The sequence below is a fragment of the Enterobacter cloacae complex sp. IR53030 genome, from assembly GCF_049238365.1.
Taxonomy (GTDB): domain Bacteria; phylum Pseudomonadota; class Gammaproteobacteria; order Enterobacterales; family Enterobacteriaceae; genus Enterobacter; species Enterobacter kobei.
Genome location: NZ_JBMKHA010000028.1, coordinates 12,313 through 31,010 on the forward strand (window position 1 = coordinate 12,313; position 18,698 = coordinate 31,010).

Annotated in this window: 14 protein-coding genes; 6 read left to right on the plus strand and 8 right to left on the minus strand. The window is 55.1% G+C overall.

Translation table 11 applies throughout. The features are described 5' to 3' along the window. Positions 1-2 precede the first annotated feature (2 nt). On the plus strand, positions 3-902 hold the full coding sequence (locus tag ACOTXR_RS21915) for a LysR family transcriptional regulator (protein WP_047028213.1): 900 nt from the start codon (positions 3-5) through the stop codon (positions 900-902). Here the strand turns inward: ACOTXR_RS21915 and ACOTXR_RS21920 are convergent. The 3 genes from ACOTXR_RS21920 to ACOTXR_RS21930 all read right to left on the minus strand — a co-directional run bounded on the left by ACOTXR_RS21920 (position 877) and on the right by ACOTXR_RS21930 (position 4,531). Then, complete coding sequence (locus tag ACOTXR_RS21920; protein ID WP_200923626.1) at positions 877-1,665, minus strand: substrate-binding domain-containing protein; 789 nt, start codon at positions 1,663-1,665, stop codon at positions 877-879. The two genes, ACOTXR_RS21915 and ACOTXR_RS21920, sit on opposite strands and share 26 nt — an antisense overlap. Beyond that, positions 1,662-2,975 (minus strand): MFS transporter, encoded by a 1,314-nt coding sequence (locus ACOTXR_RS21925; RefSeq protein ID WP_058690827.1) that lies wholly within the window; start codon positions 2,973-2,975, stop codon positions 1,662-1,664. The genes ACOTXR_RS21920 and ACOTXR_RS21925 overlap by 4 nt, the downstream gene beginning before the upstream one ends. A 260-nt stretch (positions 2,976-3,235) precedes the next feature. After that, entirely contained in the window at positions 3,236-4,531 is a 1,296-nt protein-coding gene (locus ACOTXR_RS21930) for a serine hydrolase domain-containing protein (RefSeq protein WP_222834585.1), read from the minus strand. 95 nt (positions 4,532-4,626) lie between these two features. Here ACOTXR_RS21930 and ACOTXR_RS21935 point away from each other — a divergent pair, with 95 nt between their 5' ends. Next, positions 4,627-5,532 carry a LysR family transcriptional regulator gene (locus ACOTXR_RS21935; protein WP_058690829.1) on the plus strand — a complete coding sequence of 302 codons (906 nt, stop codon included), beginning with the start codon at positions 4,627-4,629 and terminating at the stop codon, positions 5,530-5,532. On the opposite strand, the gene fumA is transcribed toward ACOTXR_RS21935, so the two are convergent. Together fumA and ACOTXR_RS21945 are read right to left on the minus strand one after the other, a co-directional pair. Next, positions 5,521-7,170 (minus strand): class I fumarate hydratase FumA, encoded by a 1,650-nt coding sequence (gene fumA / locus ACOTXR_RS21940; RefSeq protein ID WP_014884419.1) that lies wholly within the window; start codon positions 7,168-7,170, stop codon positions 5,521-5,523. The genes ACOTXR_RS21935 and fumA overlap by 12 nt on opposite strands. Positions 7,171-7,222: 52 nt before the next feature. After that, positions 7,223-8,731 carry an anion permease gene (locus tag ACOTXR_RS21945; protein ID WP_014884418.1) on the minus strand — a complete coding sequence of 503 codons (1,509 nt, stop codon included), beginning with the start codon at positions 8,729-8,731 and terminating at the stop codon, positions 7,223-7,225. Positions 8,732-9,342: 611 nt separating this feature from the next. Here ACOTXR_RS21945 and ACOTXR_RS21950 point away from each other — a divergent pair. Both ACOTXR_RS21950 and ACOTXR_RS21955 read left to right on the plus strand, forming a co-directional pair. After that, positions 9,343-12,123 (plus strand): flavocytochrome c, encoded by a 2,781-nt coding sequence (locus ACOTXR_RS21950; protein ID WP_410023156.1) that lies wholly within the window; start codon positions 9,343-9,345, stop codon positions 12,121-12,123. Positions 12,124-12,216: 93 nt separating this feature from the next. After that, positions 12,217-13,176: an FAD:protein FMN transferase gene (locus ACOTXR_RS21955; protein ID WP_058690831.1), complete on the plus strand. Its 960-nt coding sequence runs from the start codon at positions 12,217-12,219 to the stop codon at positions 13,174-13,176. Here the strand turns inward: ACOTXR_RS21955 and dcuR are convergent. Then, positions 13,157-13,876: a two-component system response regulator DcuR gene (dcuR, locus tag ACOTXR_RS21960; protein WP_058690832.1), complete on the minus strand. Its 720-nt coding sequence runs from the start codon at positions 13,874-13,876 to the stop codon at positions 13,157-13,159. The two genes, ACOTXR_RS21955 and dcuR, sit on opposite strands and share 20 nt — an antisense overlap. Further along, a complete protein-coding gene (locus tag ACOTXR_RS21965) occupies positions 13,873-15,489 on the minus strand; it encodes a sensor histidine kinase (RefSeq protein WP_047626507.1) in 1,617 nt (538 codons plus the stop codon). The genes dcuR and ACOTXR_RS21965 overlap by 4 nt, the downstream gene beginning before the upstream one ends. A gap of 164 nt (positions 15,490-15,653) precedes the next feature. Here ACOTXR_RS21965 and ACOTXR_RS21970 point away from each other — a divergent pair, with 164 nt between their 5' ends. After that, the gene (locus tag ACOTXR_RS21970) at positions 15,654-16,517 is read left to right on the plus strand and encodes an N-acetylmuramic acid 6-phosphate etherase (protein WP_014884412.1); all 864 of its coding nucleotides are present in this window, start codon (positions 15,654-15,656) and stop codon (positions 16,515-16,517) included. 58 nt (positions 16,518-16,575) lie between these two features. On the opposite strand, the gene ACOTXR_RS21975 is transcribed toward ACOTXR_RS21970, so the two are convergent. Next, positions 16,576-17,652: a porin gene (locus tag ACOTXR_RS21975; RefSeq protein ID WP_023330824.1), complete on the minus strand. Its 1,077-nt coding sequence runs from the start codon at positions 17,650-17,652 to the stop codon at positions 16,576-16,578. 285 nt (positions 17,653-17,937) lie between these two features. Between ACOTXR_RS21975 and ACOTXR_RS21980 the strand changes: the two genes are divergently transcribed. Then, on the plus strand, positions 17,938-18,639 hold the full coding sequence (locus tag ACOTXR_RS21980) for a phosphohydrolase (RefSeq protein ID WP_058691051.1): 702 nt from the start codon (positions 17,938-17,940) through the stop codon (positions 18,637-18,639). Positions 18,640-18,698 lie beyond the last annotated feature (59 nt).

Here is an 18,698-nt window from a genome sequence, read left to right on the forward strand (position 1 = left end):
CTATGCCCGTGAATTTTGACCTCAACGATCTCTATGCCTTCAGAGCGTTAGTGGAATACGGTAACTTCCGTGTCGCCGCTGAATCTATCTGCCTGTCCCAGTCAGCGCTGAGCCGCAGGATTGAAAAGCTGGAAGCCGCGCTGGGGAACCGACTCTTTGACCGAACCACCCGCCGCGTCTCGCTGACGTTATACGGGCAAAACTTTGCGGAACGCTCCGCGCAGCTGCTCGATAACGTAGAGTCAATGCTGGCTGATGTCGATAAAGCCAGCGAAGAGCGGACGGGGCTGATCACGGTGGCCACGGTACCTTCCGCAGCCTGTTACTTTATGCCCGATGTGATCCGTCGCTTTCAGTCTCGCTATCCGCGCGTTCGCATTAAGCTCATCGACAGCAGCGCGGGCAACGTGATGGACGCCGTGGCCCGAAGCCAGGCGGATTTTGGTATTTGCTTCGCAGGAAACTTGTCGTCTGAAATCGAATTCTTCCCGCTGGTGGAGGATGTGTATGTTGCAGCATGCAGAAGGGATCACCCGCTGGCGCAGAAGAGCCAGCTGACGTGGCAGGCATTTTTTCAGCAGGATTACATCTCTCTCGATAAAACGTCCGGCAATCGCAACCTGCTCGATCGCCTGCTGGGGGATATCATTCCCGAGCGTCCCAGCGTCTGCGAAACGCGTCATGTCACCACGATGCTCGGTATGGTAGAGGCGGGGATCGGCATTGCTGCCGTTCCCGCCATGTCGATGCCGACGTCAGAGCACACGCTGCTGACCCCTTTGCCGCTGGTGGCGCCGGAGGTGAAGCGTACCGTGGGGCTTATCCGGCGCCGGGGGCGCATCCAGTCCTATATTGCGGCTGAGCTTGAAAAACAGATCACCGAGCAGTATCGCCGGACGTAACGGGGATCATCCCCGTTACGCGGATGACTTCCCTTGAGGGCGGTGAGGCGAGATAGTTCAGCAGCGCTTTTCCCTCCGCGGGATGTTCCGCGTCACGGGTGACCGCGCCAGCGAAGCGCGTGATGTATTGCAAATTATCCGGGATTTTACCGATAAAGGTGACGCCCTGAATCGGCAGCAGCTCGCTGACCTGCTGGAACCCGACGGCGTATTTTCCTTTCGCCACTTCTGATGCGACCGGAATGCGCTCGACTTTTGTCGCTTTGCTCGTCACCTCCTTTTCAATCCCCAGCTTTTTAAACAATTCTTCGCTGACATACCTGCCGCTGGCGCTGTCTGAGTAGGCGATGGAGCGAGCCTGCAGCAGGGTATTACGCAGCGTCGTCTCGCTGCTGATATCAGGGATATCCGCACCTTTTTTCACGACCATGCCGATGGGAGAGTCCGCGAGTTCAGTCCGCGTACCCGGCCGGGTCAGACGGGCCTGTTCAAGCTTCGCCAGTGCATTGCCCACCATAATCACCACGTCGGCTTTCTCTCCGCGCGCGAGCCGGTTTGGGATTGCCTGCGGCGTAGTGCCCATTGAGGGACCGGGGATGATCACAATGTTATCCCCGGTCCGGCGTTCATACTCCGGAGCCAGCTTTTCCAGGGCGGCCTTGAATCCGCCCGAAATCATGACCTTCACGTCCTCTGCGCAGGCATTGACGCTCAGGAACATCGTCATTAGCGCGATGGCGGTAGAGCGAGACGTACGTTTCATGCGGCCCCCTGTGACTTAACGGTGTTTTGCAGCGATGCCGCGCGGCGACGGTAGAGGTAGAGCGTTGCCAGCAACGCGCAGACCGCCGCAAAGCTCATCCAGTATCCCGGCGAGGCTTTGTCACCCGTGTATTCAATCAGCGCGGTGGACATCACCGGGGTGAAACCGCCAAAGACGGCGGTAGCCAGGCTATAAGCCAGCGAGAACCCCGCCACGCGGACTTCAGCAGGCATGATTTCCGTCAGCGCCGGGATCATCGCGCCGTTATACAGGCCGTAGAGGAAAGAGAGCCACAGCAGGACGCTCAGCATCATGGAGAAGCTGGGGGCCGCCGCCAGCATCGTCAGTGCCGGGTAGCTGGTGGCGAGCGCCAGCAGCGTCATGACAACCAGCACCGGTTTACGACCGAAGCGGTCCGAGAGGGCTCCACCTATCGGCAGCCAAATGAAGTTAGAGACGGCCACCAGCAGCGTGACCAGCAGGCTGTCCGACGCGCTCAGCATCAGCACTTTTTTGCCGAAGGTTGGCGCGTAAACGGTGATCAGGTAGAACGCGGTGGTGGTCATCGCTACCATCAACATACCTGCGACCACCACCTGCCAGTTTGTCAGCAGCGTTTTGAAAACCTGGCGCATCGCCAGATGATGGCGCCGTGCGTTGAACGCTTCGGTCTCCTCCAGCTTACGACGCAGGAAAAAGATGAACGGCACGATTAAACAGCCAAACAGGAACGGGATGCGCCAGCCCCACGCGCGAATGGCGCTCTCCTCCATCAGGGCATTCAGGGCAAAGCCCATCGCCGCGGCAACCATAATGGCAACCTGCTGGCTGCCGGACTGCCAGCTGGTGTAAAAACCTTTGCGGCCCGGCGTGGCGATTTCTGCCAGATAGACCGAGACGCCGCCAAGCTCCGCACCGGCGGAAAAGCCCTGCAGCAAACGGCCCGTCAGCACCAGCAGCGGTGCCCACAGCCCAATGCTCTGATACGACGGAATAAGCACAATCAGGAATGTTCCGGCAGCCATGATCGACAAGGTGACAATCAGCCCTTTACGACGACCCACTTTATCGATGTAAGCGCCGAGCACAATAGCGCCGATCGGGCGCATCAAAAAGCCCGCGCCAAAGACGGCAAAGGTCATCATCAGCGAGGCAAATTCACTGCTCGCCGGGAAGAACGTATGCGCAATGTAGGTGGCATAAAAGCCGAACAGAAAGAAGTCGAATTGCTCAAGAAAGTTGCCCGAGGTGACGCGAAAAATCGCGCCCGCTTTCGCACGGACCGTTGCAGGTGAGGTTGAGGAAACCATGATTATCTCCAGTTTTTATCGTGACGTTATGCTCGTCTGTTTTTGAAAACTGGATCAGGAAACGGGAATTAATAAGCGCAAAGAGTGAATGAACTGATGCGCGTTGTGCATCAATGACAGGATGTTGACCAGGATTTACATACCTAACAATAACTTAACAATCGTGTGATTTTTTATTCACGCTAATTCGCTAAGTTGCTGATATCGCTGTTTTGTGACATTGCGCAGAGAAGACGCCAGGCAGCGCCTGGCTCTTAAAATCAGCGCAGCGCGTTCGCGATTGCGCTAAACATTAACGATGCTTCCAGCGGCTGAGCGCTGAAGGACGGTTCCGCCTGCGGCCAGGTGGACCACTGGACGATAACCAGGTTCTCTTTCTGATTCACCATAATCATCTGTCCAAAGATCCCCAGCGCCCAGAGCGACCCTTTAAGTGAATTGTCGACCTTTGGCGCGAAGTGGGTGGCATTAACCGGCACTTCGTTGTTCCACCACTGATAGCCATACAACCCCTTCGGATGCGCGGCGGACACCGAACCTTTTGCCTGCGTCCAGTCTGAGGACTGTTTTACCCAGCCTTCGGGCAGGATCTGCTTCCCGCCGGGCAATGTGCCGTTATGAAGGATGAACTGACCGAAGCGGCCCCAGTCTTCCAGCGTGGCGTTAAAGCCGTGGGCGCCGACATCATGCTGGCCTTTGCTGTAGGCATGCCACACGCCGTCGCTGGCCATGCCGTAGGGTTGCCAGATGCTTTTCTCCAGATACGCCGCGAGCGTCATGCCGGTTGCGCGTTCAAGCACGTCACCCAGCAGCCACGCGCCGCCCGAGGAATAGGACCAGTTTTCGCCCGCAGGGTGTGCGCGGTGTAACCCTTTTACTAATGTCCGCACGCAGTCATAGGTGCCCGGTTTGGCTTCGCACTCTGTCAGCTTTGCGAAATCGGATCCCGGATTCGTGTAGTCCTCATTCCACGCCACGCCGGAGGTGTGGGTAATAAGCTGTCTCAGCGTCACACCGTCCCAGGCGGTGCCTTTCAAATCAGGTTCATATTGGGTAATAAGATCGTCGAGGGAGTGGATTTTTCCCTCTTTAATCGCTACCCCAACCAGCGCAGAGACCACCGATTTACCGACAGAGCGTGAGGTCCAGAGCGTGCTGTCGGTATTCCCTTCACCCAGATACTTATAGGCAACGTGGCCGTTTTTTAATACCAGCATGCCGCTGACGTTCTGGCGTTTCAGGTAATCATGGAGATCGTAGGTCTTGCCATTCACCTGATAGCGGGCATCGGTCAGCGGTTTTTCTGCGGCCAGCAACGGCGAGGCGTTGCCGTGATGGAATACGTCGCCCGCATAGTTGCGGTAGTCATTGCGGAAACCCACGACGCGGTCGGCCTGGCTCCAGGTGAGCATCGTATGTGCGTCCGGCAGTTTTGTATCAAAAGGGGCAGGACAGGTGTCGAGAACGGTACCGTTGCAGGCAGCCATGGCGGCAGGAGAGAGCAGGCTGCTGACAATCAGCGCCGCGAGCAGAGTGCGGTTTGTTTTGTTTTTCATGTTTTTCTCGTATGGCTCAGGAAGGACTTCAGTTTACGAACCCGCGGCCTATAATAAAAAACGCGTTATGGGGGAAAATCCCCCGAAAAGGAACTGTGGAGGATCGCGTGGCGTCATTGATCTATTCGTTTGCCCAGCTTGAGGCGTTCACCGCCGTGGCTGAACATGGCAGCCTGGTGAAGGCGGCCACTAAACTGGGTAAAGACCGCACGACCCTGCGCGATCTGATTGATTTTCTGGAAGATGGTCTGGGTTACGCGTTGTTCCTGCGCGAGGGGCGAACCCTGCGTTTAACGCTGGAGGGGGAGCAGTTACAGCGGCAGGCGCATCTGTTGATGCGTCAGGTAAAAGCCTTTGAGGCGTTCGCCAGAGCCGTTCCGCAAAGCGCGACGCAGGATATTGCGCTCGTCTACGATCCGTTCACCCCACGCGCTTTTTTGCAGGCGCTGATAGCAAAAATGGCGAGCCAGAATATTCGGCTGAGCCTGACCAGCACCTCGCGTGATGAAGCGGAAGCGATGCTCGCCAGCGGTGAGGCCGATATTGGGATCTGTCAGGCACGTAATCGCAGCGTAGGCAATGAGATGGAATGGCGGGCGTTAGGGTCCATAGAGATGGATTTGTACGCCTCGAAAGCGCTGTTCCGGAATAACGCCTCTCCGGTTTCGCTACTCGATCTCTCTCTGGTGCCGCAGGTCATTATGCATGCGGCGTCTGACGAGCCGGTCGCGCGCCGTCTGCAAATCTCCGGACATACCCTTTTTACCAATGAACTTGAGATGCTGCGCGGTCTGCTGGAAAAGGGGTGCGGCTGGGGATTTTTGCCGACGCATCTTCATGCGGCGCAGTGGAAGGATGTAAAAAGGCTGCCCACCGAGGTGGGCAGCCAGGGGATAGCTCAGACGATGGTGACCATCTGGAAACCGGGTAGCGACAAGCGCGGGCTTATCAACGAAACGCTGTCGCTGTTACCGGCGTTGTGGAAGGCCTCAGCGCTGTGAGCAGCCTTTGCACTGTTGATTCTGGATCTGCTGGAAGAAATCGTTGCCTTTGTCATCCACCAGGATAAACGCCGGGAAATTTTCCACTTCAATTTTCCAGATGGCTTCCATACCCAGTTCAGGATACGCCACGCACTCCAGGCTCTTAATGCTGTTTTGCGCCAGCACCGCCGCCGGACCGCCAATGCTGCCGAGGTAGAAGCCGCCGTGCTTATGGCAGGCGTCGGTCACCTGCTGGCTGCGGTTGCCTTTCGCCAGCATGATCATGCTCGCACCGTGGGATTGCAGTAAGTCTACGTACGAGTCCATACGTCCCGCGGTGGTCGGGCCGAGTGAGCCAGAGGCGTAACCTTCCGGCGTTTTGGCCGGACCTGCGTAGTAAATCGGATGATCTTTAACGTACTGCGGCAGTTCCTCGCCGTTATCCAGCAGCTCTTTCAGCTTCGCATGGGCAATATCGCGCGCCACGATGATGGTCCCGTTCAGCGACAGACGGGTAGAGACCGGGTGCGCGGAGAGCTGGGACAGGATCTCGTTCATTGGCTTGTTCAGGTTGATGCTGACCACGTCGCCTTCACCCTGCTGACGCAGTGATTCAGGAATATACTGGCCCGGGTTGTGTTCCAGTTTTTCAATCCAGATCCCGTCGCGGTTGATTTTCGCTTTGATGTTGCGGTCTGCGGAGCAGGAAACCCCCATGCCGATCGGGCAGGACGCGCCGTGGCGCGGCAGGCGAATAACGCGGATGTCGTGGGCAAAATATTTACCGCCAAACTGTGCGCCCAGGCCGAGGTTCTGCGCTTCCTCGAGCAGTTCCTTTTCCAGCTTAACGTCGCGGAACGCCTGGCCATGTTCGTTACCTTCGGTTGGCAGCGCGTCATAGTAGCGGGTAGAGGCCAGCTTCACGGTTTTCAGCGTGGCTTCTGCGGAGGTACCGCCGATCACAAACGCGATATGGTAAGGCGGGCAGGCGGCGGTGCCCAGGGTACGCATTTTCTCCACCAGGTAGTTTTTCAGCTTCGCAGGGGTAATCAGCGCTTTGGTTTCCTGATAGAGATAGGTTTTATTCGCGGAACCGCCGCCTTTTGCCATGCACAGGAATTTGTACTCATCACCGTCCACGCTGTAGAGGTCAATCTGCGCGGGCAGGTTGGTGCCGGTGTTCACCTCTTTATACATATCCAGCGCGGCGTTCTGGGAATAACGCAGGTTGTCTTCAATGTAGGTGTTATACACGCCCTGGCTCAGGGCGGCTTCGTCACCGCCGCCTGTCCAGACGCGCTGGCCTTTCTTGCCCATGATGATCGCGGTGCCGGTATCCTGACAGGTCGGCAGGACGCCTTTTGCGGCAATTTCAGAGTTGCGCAGGAACTGCAGGGCGACGTACTTATCGTTCTGGCTGGCTTCCGGGTCGTTAAGAATGGCGGCAACCTGTTTCTGATGAGAAGGACGCAGCATAAAGGCGGCATCGTGGAAGGCCTGCTGCGCCAGCAGCGTCAGGGCTTCCGGCTCGACTTTCAGGATTTCCTGCCCCTCGAACTCGGCAACGGAGACGTGCTCTTTGGTGAGCAGATAATATTCGGTGTCGTCATGGGAAAGAGGGAAGGGGTTCTGGTAGATAAACGGTTTGTTTGACATAGCTTGCTCCACAAAAATAAAACCGCCGGAGGAAGACCCCGGCGGTCAGAAATCAGAACATCATCGACATCCACGGATAACCAATCAGCAGCAGGGCCGCCAGGAAGATGGCACCGAAGATAGTGCCCAGGCGCCAGTAGTCTTTGGTTGGCAGGTAGCCGCTACCGTAGTAAATCGGGCTTGGGCCGGTACCGTATGGGGTGATGATCCCCATTACACCCAGCGAGGTCACCATCAGCAGGACGAACACTTCCATATTCATGCCCGGAATGGTGGAGGCGATGGTCAGCATCGCGGGCAGCAGCGCGGTGGTGTGTGCGGTGGTGCTGGCAAACAGGTAGTGCAGCAGGTAGAACGCCAGCAGCAGGACGATAGTCGCCACGCCCGGAGAGATACCGCTCATCAGCAGACCGCCTTCTTTACCTAACCAGCTGATAAAGCCGGTAGAGGAGAGGCCATCCGCCAGCGCCACCAGGGTGGCGAACCAGACGAAGGTGTTCCACGCGGCTTTGTTACCAGTGATATCGTTCCACTCCAGCACACCGGTCCACAGCATCAGACCGACAATTAACAGGGCAGCCATGGCCGGTTCAATCCACGCGGCGGCGAAGATCCACATCAGCAACGCACAGCACACGAAGACCAGCAGCAGGATCTCATTGCGCGACAATTTGCCAAGTTTTTCCAGCTCGCGGGTCGCCCACAGCGGTACTTCGTTATTCACTTTCACTTCAGGCGGGTAGAACCAGTAGGCCAGCAGCGGCATGGTCAGAATCAACAGGATGCCCAGCGGCAGGAACGCGAGGAACCAGGTGCCCCAGGAGATATCAATCCCAACGGTGCTTTTCACCAGCGCCAGCGCCAGCAGGTTCGGCGCCAGAGCGGAGAGGAACATAGAACTGGTGATACAGGCCGCGGTGATAGCCACCCACATCAGATAAGAACCAATTTTGCGCGCGCTTGGGTCGTTGGGTTTTGAGCCGTACAGCGGCGGCAGGTTAGCGATAATCGGGTAGATGGTCCCGCCGCTGCGCGCCGTGTTGGACGGGGTAAACGGTGCCAGCAGCAGGTCTGCAAAGGTAATAGCATACCCGAGCGTCAGGCTGCGACGGCCGAGATATTTTACCAGAATCAGCGCCAGACGGCGGCCGAAGCGGGTTTTGTCATAGCCTGCGGCAAACATAAAGGCACCGAAAATCAACCAGACCGTGGAGTTACCGAACCCGCTCACCGCCCATTTGAAGGAGGCGCCTGCCAGCTTGAATTTTGGATCTGCCAGCTGGTCCGGGCTGAAGAGCACCCACTGGCTACACAGCGCAATGGCGACCACGCCGGTCAGGCCAATCACCGCGCCAGGCAGTGGTTCGAAGATCAACCCGACGATCACGCCAACGAAGATAGCGAAGTAGTGCCACGCGTAAGGCGGTAAACCTTCCGGTACCGGAACAAACAGCAGCAGTACGGCGACGATGACGGGCAACGCCATCATCAGCAGTCGTTTCGCTTTTCCATTTGATGCCTGGTTCGCCACTGGGGGCGTTACAGCAGTTTTTGTATTCATAGTTTCACGTCTTAAGTTGTCAAAAATTCGGTGGTGCAGAAAAAACCAAATGCGTTTTTTTAAGTTTCTTTGCTTTTTTTAGTTATTAAAGGTGCGGTTTGGTTTTTTCATTAATAACGATTTAACGCCTTTCTGTGTGCGTTAAATTAAAAATTGATGATGTTTTTATATTGCGCTTTTGGATGCTGCAACTATTGATCAGGATCAAAAAAACAGAAGTGCAGCGTTATTTTCGTGCTTTTATTAATAACCACTCTGGCGTATGGGGTTATTATTTATTTTTATCGTTTTCTTTATCATTCTTGTAACAATCCAAAATCTGGTATTAATTTTATTGTTTGATTTTATTGAAATTTTTATGGTTAAATGAAATTGGTATGACCAATATTTATTTAACGTATTTTAAATTATTGTAAACGGGTGAATTATTATCACTAACACCATTGTGTTATTTCTGTTATCTCAGGGATTAAATAGTTTTTTAACTAACGTAATGGCTTTAGAAACTAAAAAAATCATTATATTAGTATCATGACATCGGCAAATAACAACCAATTTAAAAATTAAACCCGATAACGAATTCTTAATTTTAAAAGTTTGGAGTTTCTATTATGAGCACTAACGAACGCATTCTTAGCCCCTTCACATTACCGAATGGCACTGAACTGAAAAACCGTTTGTTAATGGCCCCGATGACCACCTGTACCGGCTACTATGACGGTACTGTCACCAGTGAGCTGGTGGAGTACTACCGGGCTCGCTCCGGCAGCATCGGTACCATCATCGTGGAGTGCTGCTTCGTTGACGATCTCGGTCTCGCCTTCCCGGGCGCCATCGGTATTGATAACGATGAGAAAATTGCCGGGCTGGCGAAAATCGCAGAGGCGATTAAATCCAAAGGTTCGAAAGCGCTGCTGCAGATCTACCACGGCGGCCGTATGGTTGACCCAAAACTGATTGGTGGCCGTACCCCGGTTGGCCCAAGCGCGGTGGCCGCACCGCGTGACGGTGCCGCAACGCCGGTTGCACTGACCGCCGAAGAAGTAGAAGGAATGATCGGCAAGTTTGGGGAAGCTGTGCGTCGCGCCATTCAGGCCGGTTTCGACGGCGTGGAAATCCACGGGGCCAACACCTACCTGATTCAGCAGTTCTACTCACCGAACTCTAACCAGCGCGATGACGAGTGGGGCGGCAGCCGCGACAACCGCGCGAAGTTCCCGCTGGCAGTGCTGGACATTACGCACAAAATGGTGCGCCAGTACGCGGATGATGCCTTCATCATCGGTTACCGCTTCTCCCCTGAAGAGCTGGAAGTCCCGGGCATCCGTTTTGAAGACACCATGTACCTGCTGGAGAAACTGGCCGCGCGCGGCGTGGATTACCTGCACTTCTCCGTCGGTGCAATCCTGCGTCCTTCGATTGTTGACACCCAGGACCCGACCCCGCTCATCGAAAAATACTGCGCGATGCGTTCAGAAACGCTGGCGCAGGTTCCGGTCATGGGCGTGGGCGGCGTGGTGAATGCTTCAGACGTGAATGACGCGCTGGACCACGGTTACGACCTGATTGCCGTTGGCCGCGCCACCATCGCTTATCCGGACTGGACAGACCGCATTGCGGCTGGCGAAAGCCTTGAGCTGTTTATGGACAGCACCAAACGCGAGGAGCTGAGCATCCCGGAACCGCTGTGGCGCTTCTCGCTGGTGGAAGCGATGATCCGCGACATGAGCATGGGCGAGTCTAAATTCAAACCGGGCACCTTCGTCGAGAAAGTGCAGGACGACGCTAAGGAGCTGGTGATTAACGTCAGCCTGGAAACCGACCGCATTGCGGACATCGCGCTGGCCTCTGGCCCAAGCGAAGACGTTGAGTTTGTGACCAGCTTCGAAGAGATCCGTACCCGAATTCTGGATGCCAACACCCCGCACGTGGATGCCATCACCGGCGCAACCAGCCAGAGTGAAGCGGTGAAAAAAGCGGTTTCTAAAGCGATGCTGAAATCCAGTAAAGCGCTGGCGGCAGAGGAGGGCGTTGACCCGAACGAAACCCGCAGCGTTGACGTGGTTGTCGTGGGCAGCGGCGGTGCCGGTCTGGCGGCGGCGATTCAGGCGCACGACGAAGGCGCAAGCGTGCTGATTGTCGAGAAAATGCCAACCATCGGCGGTAACACCATCAAAGCGTCTGCCGGGATGAACGCCGCTGAAACTCGCTTCCAGCGCGTGAAGGGTATTCAGGACAGCAAAGAGCTGTTCTACCAGGAAAGCCTGAAAGGCGGCGGTAACAAGAACAACCCGGAACTGCTGCGTCGCTTTGTCGAGAACGCACCGGAAGCAATTGAGTGGCTGGCAACCCGCGGCATTATGCTCAACGACATCACCACCACCGGCGGGATGAGCATCGACCGTACTCACCGTCCAAAAGACGGTTCTGCAGTAGGCGGCTATCTGATCAGCGGTCTGGTGCGTAACGTCAACAAACGCAACATCGAGGTGATGCTGGATACCTCCGTCAGTGACATTATTTTCGAAAACGGCGAAGTGACCGGCGTGCGCCTGACGACCGAAGAGAATGAAACCGTCATCGTGGCAACCAAAAGCGTGATTGTGGCGACCGGCGGCTTCAGCGCCAACAGCCAGATGGTGGTGAAATACCGTCCGGACCTGGAAGGATTCGTCACCACCAACCATAAAGGGGCCACCGGCGGCGGTATCGCGCTGCTGGAGCGCATCGGGGCGGGCACCGTGGATATGGGCGAAATTCAGATTCACCCCACCGTGGAGCAGAAAACCTCGTACCTGATTTCCGAATCCATCCGCGGCGGCGGGGCGATTCTGGTCAATCAGAAAGGGGAGCGCTTCTACAACGAAATGTCGACCCGCGACAAAGTCTCCGCGCAGATCATCGCGCTGCCAGAGAAATACGCTTACATCGTCTTTGATGAACACGTACGCGCCAAAAACAAAGCTGCGGATGAGTACATCGCCAAAGGGTTCGTGACCAGCGCCAGCTCACCAAAAGCCCTGGCCGAAGCGCTGGGCATGGATCATCACGCCTTCCTGGCAACGCTGGAACGCTACAACGGCTTTGTCGAGAAACAGCACGACGATGATTTTGGCCGTACCACCGCGCTGCGTGCGCCAATCAATGAAGGGCCGTTCTACGCCATTCAGATTGCGCCGGGCGTGCACCACACCATGGGCGGTGTGACCATCAACACTGAAACCTGCGTGCTGGACAGCAACCACAACGTGCTGCCAGGGGCATTTGCTGCGGGTGAAGTGGTCGGCGGGATCCACGGCGGTAACCGTATCGGCGGTAACGCGGTGGCAGACATCATTATTTTTGGTACCCTTGCCGGACATCAGGCGGCGATGCGCGCAAAAATGGCATAAAGCACCTGTGTTGTAGGCCGGATAAACGCAACGTTATCCGGCGATTTCCCCGGCGGCGCGGTGCTTGCCGGGGCTACATCTGAGGAAACATGCATGTCAGATAACCGTGTTTACAGTTACTCCGCCGTCCTGATGGGTTCCCCCATCCTCCTGAAACTCTTCTCCCATGACGAAGCCCTCGCCTCCCGCGTGTTTCGACTCATCAAACAGTATGAAGATCTGCTTACCGTCAACCGTGCCCACTCGCAGGTGATGGACATCAACCACGCGGCTGGGCAGCATCCGGTCATCGTCAGCCGACCGGTGTTCGAGCTGATCCGCTGTGCAAAAGCGGCAAGCCTGCTCAAGGACAGCGCTTTTAACCTGGCGATAGGCCCGCTGGTGAAGCGCTGGAAAATTGGTTTCCGGGGTGACAGCGTTCCGCCTGCTGATGACATTGCGGCGCTGCTGGCGATTACCCGTCCTGAGGATGTCATCCTTGATGAGGCGCAGAGCAGCGTGTTTCTGGCGAGAGCAGGCATGGAGATCGACCTGGGCGCCATCGCCAAAGGCTATATCGCTGACCGGGTGCGGGATTACCTGCACAAAGAGGGGACCGAGCGGGGACTCATCAACCTGGGGGGAAATATCCAGACGTTGGGCTCACCGGAAGGGGGCTGGAGCGTCGGGCTGAAAAAACCGTTCGTCAGCGACGCGCTGATTGGCGCGATGACGGTGGAAAACCGCTCCGTGGTGACGTCAGGAACCTACGAGCGCTTCTTTGAGCATAACGGCAAGCGCTATCACCATATTCTCGATCCGCGCACCGGATACCCGCTGGACAACGCGCTGGACAGCGTCACCATCGTGTCAAAAGAGTCTATCGACGGCGATATCTGGACCACGCTGATGTACGGCATGGGCATAGAGAAGGGCTGTGCGGTGCTGCGCTCTCGCCCGGATATTGAAGCCATTTTTGTGACCAAAACAAAAGAAGTGGTGATCTCATCGATGCACCACTTCCGCTTTACGTTGCTGGATAATACCTACCGCGTTACTGACAGTACTGCTTAAGCAGCCCCGTCTGTTCCGGCTGGAGACGGTAACGATACACTGGCCTCCCGGTGGCACCGTAGTGAATGCTGGTGAACAGAATGTTGATTTGCGCCAGCCAGATCAGGTATTTGCGGCACGACACGCGGGAGATATTCACCGCGCTCGCCAGGTCATCGGTAGAGAATTCCATCTCCGGGTGGGCGTCAATCCACTGGCAGATCGTGCGCAGCGTCTGCGGCGTTAACCCTTTCGGCAGCTTTTTGCTGTCCGCCAGCTCCGGTGCTCCGCCGTGGATCAGGCGGTCAACGTCGGCCTGTTCATAATACGGATGCGATTCCATCAGGTTATGCTTCGCTTTCCAGCCGTTGAGCGCCTCTTCAAAGCGCGGGAACTGGAAGGGTTTGATCAGGTAATCCACCACGCCATAGTGGATAGAGGTCTGGATCGTGGCGGCATCGGCGGCCGAGGAGATCATAATGACATCGATCGGGCGGCCGGACGCGCGAATCACGGGCAGCAGATCCAGCCCGTTATCCTGCTGCATATAGACATCCAGTAGCACCAGATCGACCGGCTGACCCGGGTCGTTAATCACGGCCTTCGCCTGGTTGAGCGTGGAGGCGACACCGCAGCAGCTAAAGCCTTCAACACGGTTGACATACAGACGGTTGAGGTCGGCAACCATGGCGTCATCATCGACAATTAATACATTTATCACGCGATATTCCTCTCGCTATCCCAGGGGATGTGAACAAAAAATTGGGTAAAGACGCCAGGCTCAGACTCCACGGAGATCTCTCCGCCCAGGTTCTGAATCTGCTGGCGAGCAAGGAACAGCCCAACGCCGCGGTTTTCACCTTTGGTTGAGAAGCCCTTAGTAAAAATAGCCTCCAGCTGAGTGGGATCAATGCCGGGGCCATCGTCGCTGACTTCGCAACTGAGCCAGCCATTCTGATAATGCAGCAGCAGGCCGATCTCGCCCTCCTGCTGTCCTTCCATCGCGTCGAGCGCGTTTTCAATCAGGTTACCCAGCGCGGTGATCAACACCGCGGCCTGCTCTTCGCTGGCGGTATCCGGTATCTGGCTCTCGTCCGCCAGCGTCAGGGTGACGCCCGCCTCTTTTGCCCGGTTGATTTTACCCAGCAGGAACCCGGCAATGACCGGCGATTTTACCTTGCTCTGGATCGTACCGATATCCGTCTGGTAATTATGCGCCGTCTGGATGATGTACTCCTCCAGCTTGTCGTAGCGCTTCATATGCAGCAGGCCAAGGATCACATGCAGTTTATTCATAAACTCGTGCGTGTGGCTGCGCAGGGCATCGACGTAGTTGACCATGCCATCAATGCGCTGCATCAGCTGGCTGATTTCCGTTTTATCGCGGAAGGTGGCGATCGCCCCGATGACCTGCTCCTGGCTTTTGACCGGCACCATGTTGCACAGCAACAGCCGACCGTTACAGCTGATCTCCTGATCCTGGCGCGCGACGCCGGTTTTTGAAATCTCACGCAGGCTGGCTAAAAGTGGTGCGCTGGCGTTTTCCGTTTGCTTGCCGGAGGGCAGGAGTAAAATTTCTCTGGCGGTGTGGTTGATCATCGTCACGCGCCCGTGAATATCGACGGCCAGTACGCCTTCGCGAAGCGACTGCAGCATTGCCTGACGTTGTTCGAAAAGGGCGGATATCTCGTAGGGTTCGAGGCCGAACAGAATGCGCTTCAGCACCCGCACCAGGCCCCAAATCGCCATCGAACTCATAAAGATACTGAATAATATCGTCCAGAGCGCATTCAGCCGCCCGCGGGCAATCTGGTCTTCCACCTTTTTGAGGGAGATACCGACCACCACCACCCCGATCTGATCGTGCTGGCTGTCATAAACCGGGGTAAAGACGCGAAGCGCTTCGGCGAGGGCGCCCCGGTTAACCGAGACATTCTCTTTACCTTCCAGGGCGGGTTCCAGATCGTTGCCAATAAAATGCAGGCCAATCAGTGCTTCGTTCGGGTGCGAGTAACGAATACCGCGCATGTCGGTCACCACGGTGAGCAGCAGATCGTTGCGTTGGGTGACCGCTTTGGCGATGGGCTGAATGATGTCGGCCTGCGGGGACTGCATCAGGCCTCGCTGGATCTCCGGGCTGTCGGCCAGCGTGCGGGCGATACCCAGTGCGGTGTCTTTGACATCATCGCGGGTGGCCCGGGTGATCTGAACGGAGTAGAGCGCAAAGACCAGAAGCAGCACAGAGGCAATAATCGCGCATACCATCAACGTGACCAGCGTGTTCAGTTTCATGGGGCGCTTGCGCGTCAGAAGGAAAGGCTGCAAATCGCTCATCAATACTCCGCGATGATTAACAAAGGGGTAATTATCGCTGATGACGCGCGTTTCTTAAAGCCATGTAAAGGCGTGGATTTGGTCCTCTTTTCGTGACCCTCCTCGCAGGTCATCCATATAAAACACTTTATAGTGTGTGGGTACTCATAATAAGGAGGCTGTTTATGAGCATTATGCTTACCGGTTCGGTCAAGGAAAGACGGCACGCCAGCACGATGAATATTGATAGATTGTCCACGCTGGACATGCTGAAGGTCATTCACCAGGAAGATGCACTCATTTCCGCTGCAATATCCCCCTGTTTAACGACGATCGCCCGCGTGGTGGATAACGCCGCGGCAACTCTTAGTCACGGGGGCCGTCTGGTCATTGTCGGGGCGGGGCCGTCTGGCCGTGTCGCACAACAGGCTGCCGATGAATATGCGCCGGGTAAAACCCCCGTGATTGCCGTGACGGCACAGGAAGGGGAAGGGAGCTACGAGCGTGGCGTTGCCGATCTGCAGGCCATTAAGTTTGGTGAACACGATATGATGCTGGCGGTCACCGTTAGCGGAAAAACGCCGTGGGTCTGGGGGGCAATGCGCCATGCATGGTCGCTGGGCTCTATGGTCGCCATCATTACCGGTGATGCACAAAGTGAAGCGGCGCAGCTGGCAAGCATGGTAATTGCCCCGGCGCTGGGGGCTGATGTGGTGGCAGGCTTTAGCAATACCAAAGCGGGTATTGCGCAAAAAATGATCCTCTCGATGGTCACCACGGGGCTGGCCGTGCGGACCGGGCGCGTTTACAGCAACCTGCGGGTGGATCTGGAGGCACGCAATACCAAATGGGCCGAACGACAAATTGCCATTGTGATGGAGGCGGGGGGCTGCACCCGGGCGCAGGCAAAAGCCGCGCTGGAGAGCTGTAACCATAACTGTAAAACGGCAGTCCTGATGGTACTGACCGGGCTGGATGCATGGAAAGCCCACGAACTGCTGGCGCAGAATAACGGGTTTATTCGCGTGGCGTTGCAGGAAGCGCCGTAAATTCGGCTCTTATAAATGAAAAAAAGCCCGCGAGTGCGGGCTTTAGTAATTTTGGGGATTAGAACTGGTAAACAATACCCATCGCGAACTGATCGTCCGTCACATTACCCGTAATGGCTCCGTCTTCTTCATCCAACAAGTTAAATTTATATGCAGTATAAACATTCATGTTTTTATTGAAGTAGTACCAGGTACCAAGTTCGATGTAATTCACGCGGTCAGCGTTGACACCTTCATAACCATTAGTTGCACCGAAATCCTTGGCCTGAGAATAAACATAGCCAAGGGATGGACGCAAACCAAAGTCGAATTGATACTGAACGACTGCTTCTACGTTCTGAGTCTTATTAGCAAAACCGCGATTAGAACCTGCTTTGGTCATGTTACGCGTTTCGCCGTACATAACTGCGGCGTAAACGCTATTTGCATCATACTTAGCAGACAGTGCCCATACTTCAGCGTTGTCGCCATAGCCGTCAAGCGTTTGTAAGTCAGTACGGTCAGATTTACCGTAGACGCCGACAAAGCCAAAGCCGTCTACATTATAATTCACAGACATGCTGTAGCCATCGCCATTTGCTTTGAAGCGATCCCGGTCGTCTTTCTTACCCTGATACTGAACAGCGAAGTTCAGACCATCAACCATACCAAAGAAATCGGTATTGCGGTAAGTTGCGACACCGTTGGTACGTTGTGTCATAAAGTTATCGGTAGCGGCCCAGGAGTCTCCACCCCATTCAACCAACATATCGGTGTAAGCTGCGCCGTCATAAGCCACGCCATAGTTACGGCCATAATCGAATGAGCCGTAGTCAGACATTTTCAGACCTGAAAATGCCAGACGGGTACTTTCGTCCTGGTCACCTTCAGGTGCGCTGGCATCGATGTTGTATTCAAACTGGCCATAACCGGTCAGTTGGTTATTGATCTGTGTTTCGCCTTTCACACCAAAACGAGCATATGACGTATCTTTGTTTTCACTGTTGCTTGTGTCAGTGTCAGACCAGATGCGTTCACCAACCATCTTGCCGTAGAAATCAACTTTGTTGCCGTTTTTATTATAAATTTCAGCCGCATTTGCTGCGCCAGCCATTAATAATGCGGGTACCAGAATTGCCAGAACTTTTCTTTTCATTATATATTCCCTTTAAAGATAATTTATATGAATATATGTAATCACCCTCCGTAATTACGATTTTGATACTATTCTATGGATTGTTATTTTGGTTCAAAAATAAATGTAATTAAATCGGTAAAAATATTGCAAAATATTTCTAAAGCTCTCATTATTTTTCATGTGAATTAATGAACTGAATACATTGCGCATAATTATTATTAAGTATTTCTCATTTCTATTTTTTAAATCATTTAATTCGGCTGTGTTATAATCCATAGCCTGTTTTCGTCACAGGATAGAATGATGGAACCCATACAGTGGCAGCAGCGTTTTGAATCCTGGCTTGATGAACATCACGCCAGCGAAGACAGTGCGCATGATATTTCGCACTTCCGACGCGTCTGGATGACGGCCCGCAAAATAATGATTCATCATCAGGCCGATCCGCTGGTGGTCCTGACCGCCTGCTATTTTCACGACATCGTTAGCCTGCCGAAAAATCATCCTGAACGCAGTCAGTCATCGTGTCTGGCGGCGCGCAAAACGCGGGACATTCTGCACCGCGATTTCCCGGACTTTCCGCCGGATCGCTTTGCCGCCGTGGAGCATGCCATCGAGGCGCACAGTTTCAGCGCGGGTATTGCGCCGCAAAGTATCGAGGCCAAAATTGTCCAGGACGCCGATCGTCTCGAAGCGCTGGGCGCGATTGGCCTGGCGCGCGTGTTTGCCGTCTCGGGGGCGCTGGGCGTGGCACTGTTTGACGCGGAAGATCCCTTTGCCGATGCGCGCTCGCTGGATGACCGGGCATTTGCCCTCGATCATTTTCAGACTAAGCTGCTGCGCTTGCCTGATACAATGCAAACCGACGTCGGGCGCGAGCTCGCGCAACATAACGCCGATTTTCTCGTTCACTTTATGGCGAAACTCAGTGCCGAATTACAGGGCGACTGCATCGGGCTGGATAGCCAGATTCAGCACCGCTTCTGTCGCAGTTTGCCCAACTGAACTGTGGTAATCTGTTCCCAGTCTTTATTCTCCGGTTAAAAGAATGCAGGAAAATCGAT

What these genes read in the sequence shown, in the direction of transcription:
- ACOTXR_RS21915 (WP_047028213.1), top strand. Translation starts at nt 3, where the DNA reads ATGCCCGTGAATTTTGACCTCAACGATCTCTATGCCTTCAGAGCGTTA.
- ACOTXR_RS21920 (WP_200923626.1), bottom strand. Translation starts at nt 1,665, where the DNA reads ATGAAACGTACGTCTCGCTCTACCGCCATCGCGCTAATGACGATGTTC.
- ACOTXR_RS21925 (WP_058690827.1), bottom strand. Translation starts at nt 2,975, where the DNA reads ATGGTTTCCTCAACCTCACCTGCAACGGTCCGTGCGAAAGCGGGCGCG.
- ACOTXR_RS21930 (WP_222834585.1), bottom strand. Translation starts at nt 4,531, where the DNA reads ATGAAAAACAAAACAAACCGCACTCTGCTCGCGGCGCTGATTGTCAGC.
- fumA (WP_014884419.1), bottom strand. Translation starts at nt 7,170, where the DNA reads ATGTCAAACAAACCGTTTATCTACCAGAACCCCTTCCCTCTTTCCCAT.
- ACOTXR_RS21945 (WP_014884418.1), bottom strand. Translation starts at nt 8,731, where the DNA reads ATGAATACAAAAACTGCTGTAACGCCCCCAGTGGCGAACCAGGCATCA.
- ACOTXR_RS21950 (WP_410023156.1), top strand. Translation starts at nt 9,343, where the DNA reads ATGAGCACTAACGAACGCATTCTTAGCCCCTTCACATTACCGAATGGC.
- ACOTXR_RS21955 (WP_058690831.1), top strand. Translation starts at nt 12,217, where the DNA reads ATGTCAGATAACCGTGTTTACAGTTACTCCGCCGTCCTGATGGGTTCC.
- ACOTXR_RS21965 (WP_047626507.1), bottom strand. Translation starts at nt 15,489, where the DNA reads ATGAGCGATTTGCAGCCTTTCCTTCTGACGCGCAAGCGCCCCATGAAA.
- ACOTXR_RS21970 (WP_014884412.1), top strand. Translation starts at nt 15,654, where the DNA reads ATGAGCATTATGCTTACCGGTTCGGTCAAGGAAAGACGGCACGCCAGC.
- ACOTXR_RS21975 (WP_023330824.1), bottom strand. Translation starts at nt 17,652, where the DNA reads ATGAAAAGAAAAGTTCTGGCAATTCTGGTACCCGCATTATTAATGGCT.
- ACOTXR_RS21980 (WP_058691051.1), top strand. Translation starts at nt 17,938, where the DNA reads ATGGAACCCATACAGTGGCAGCAGCGTTTTGAATCCTGGCTTGATGAA.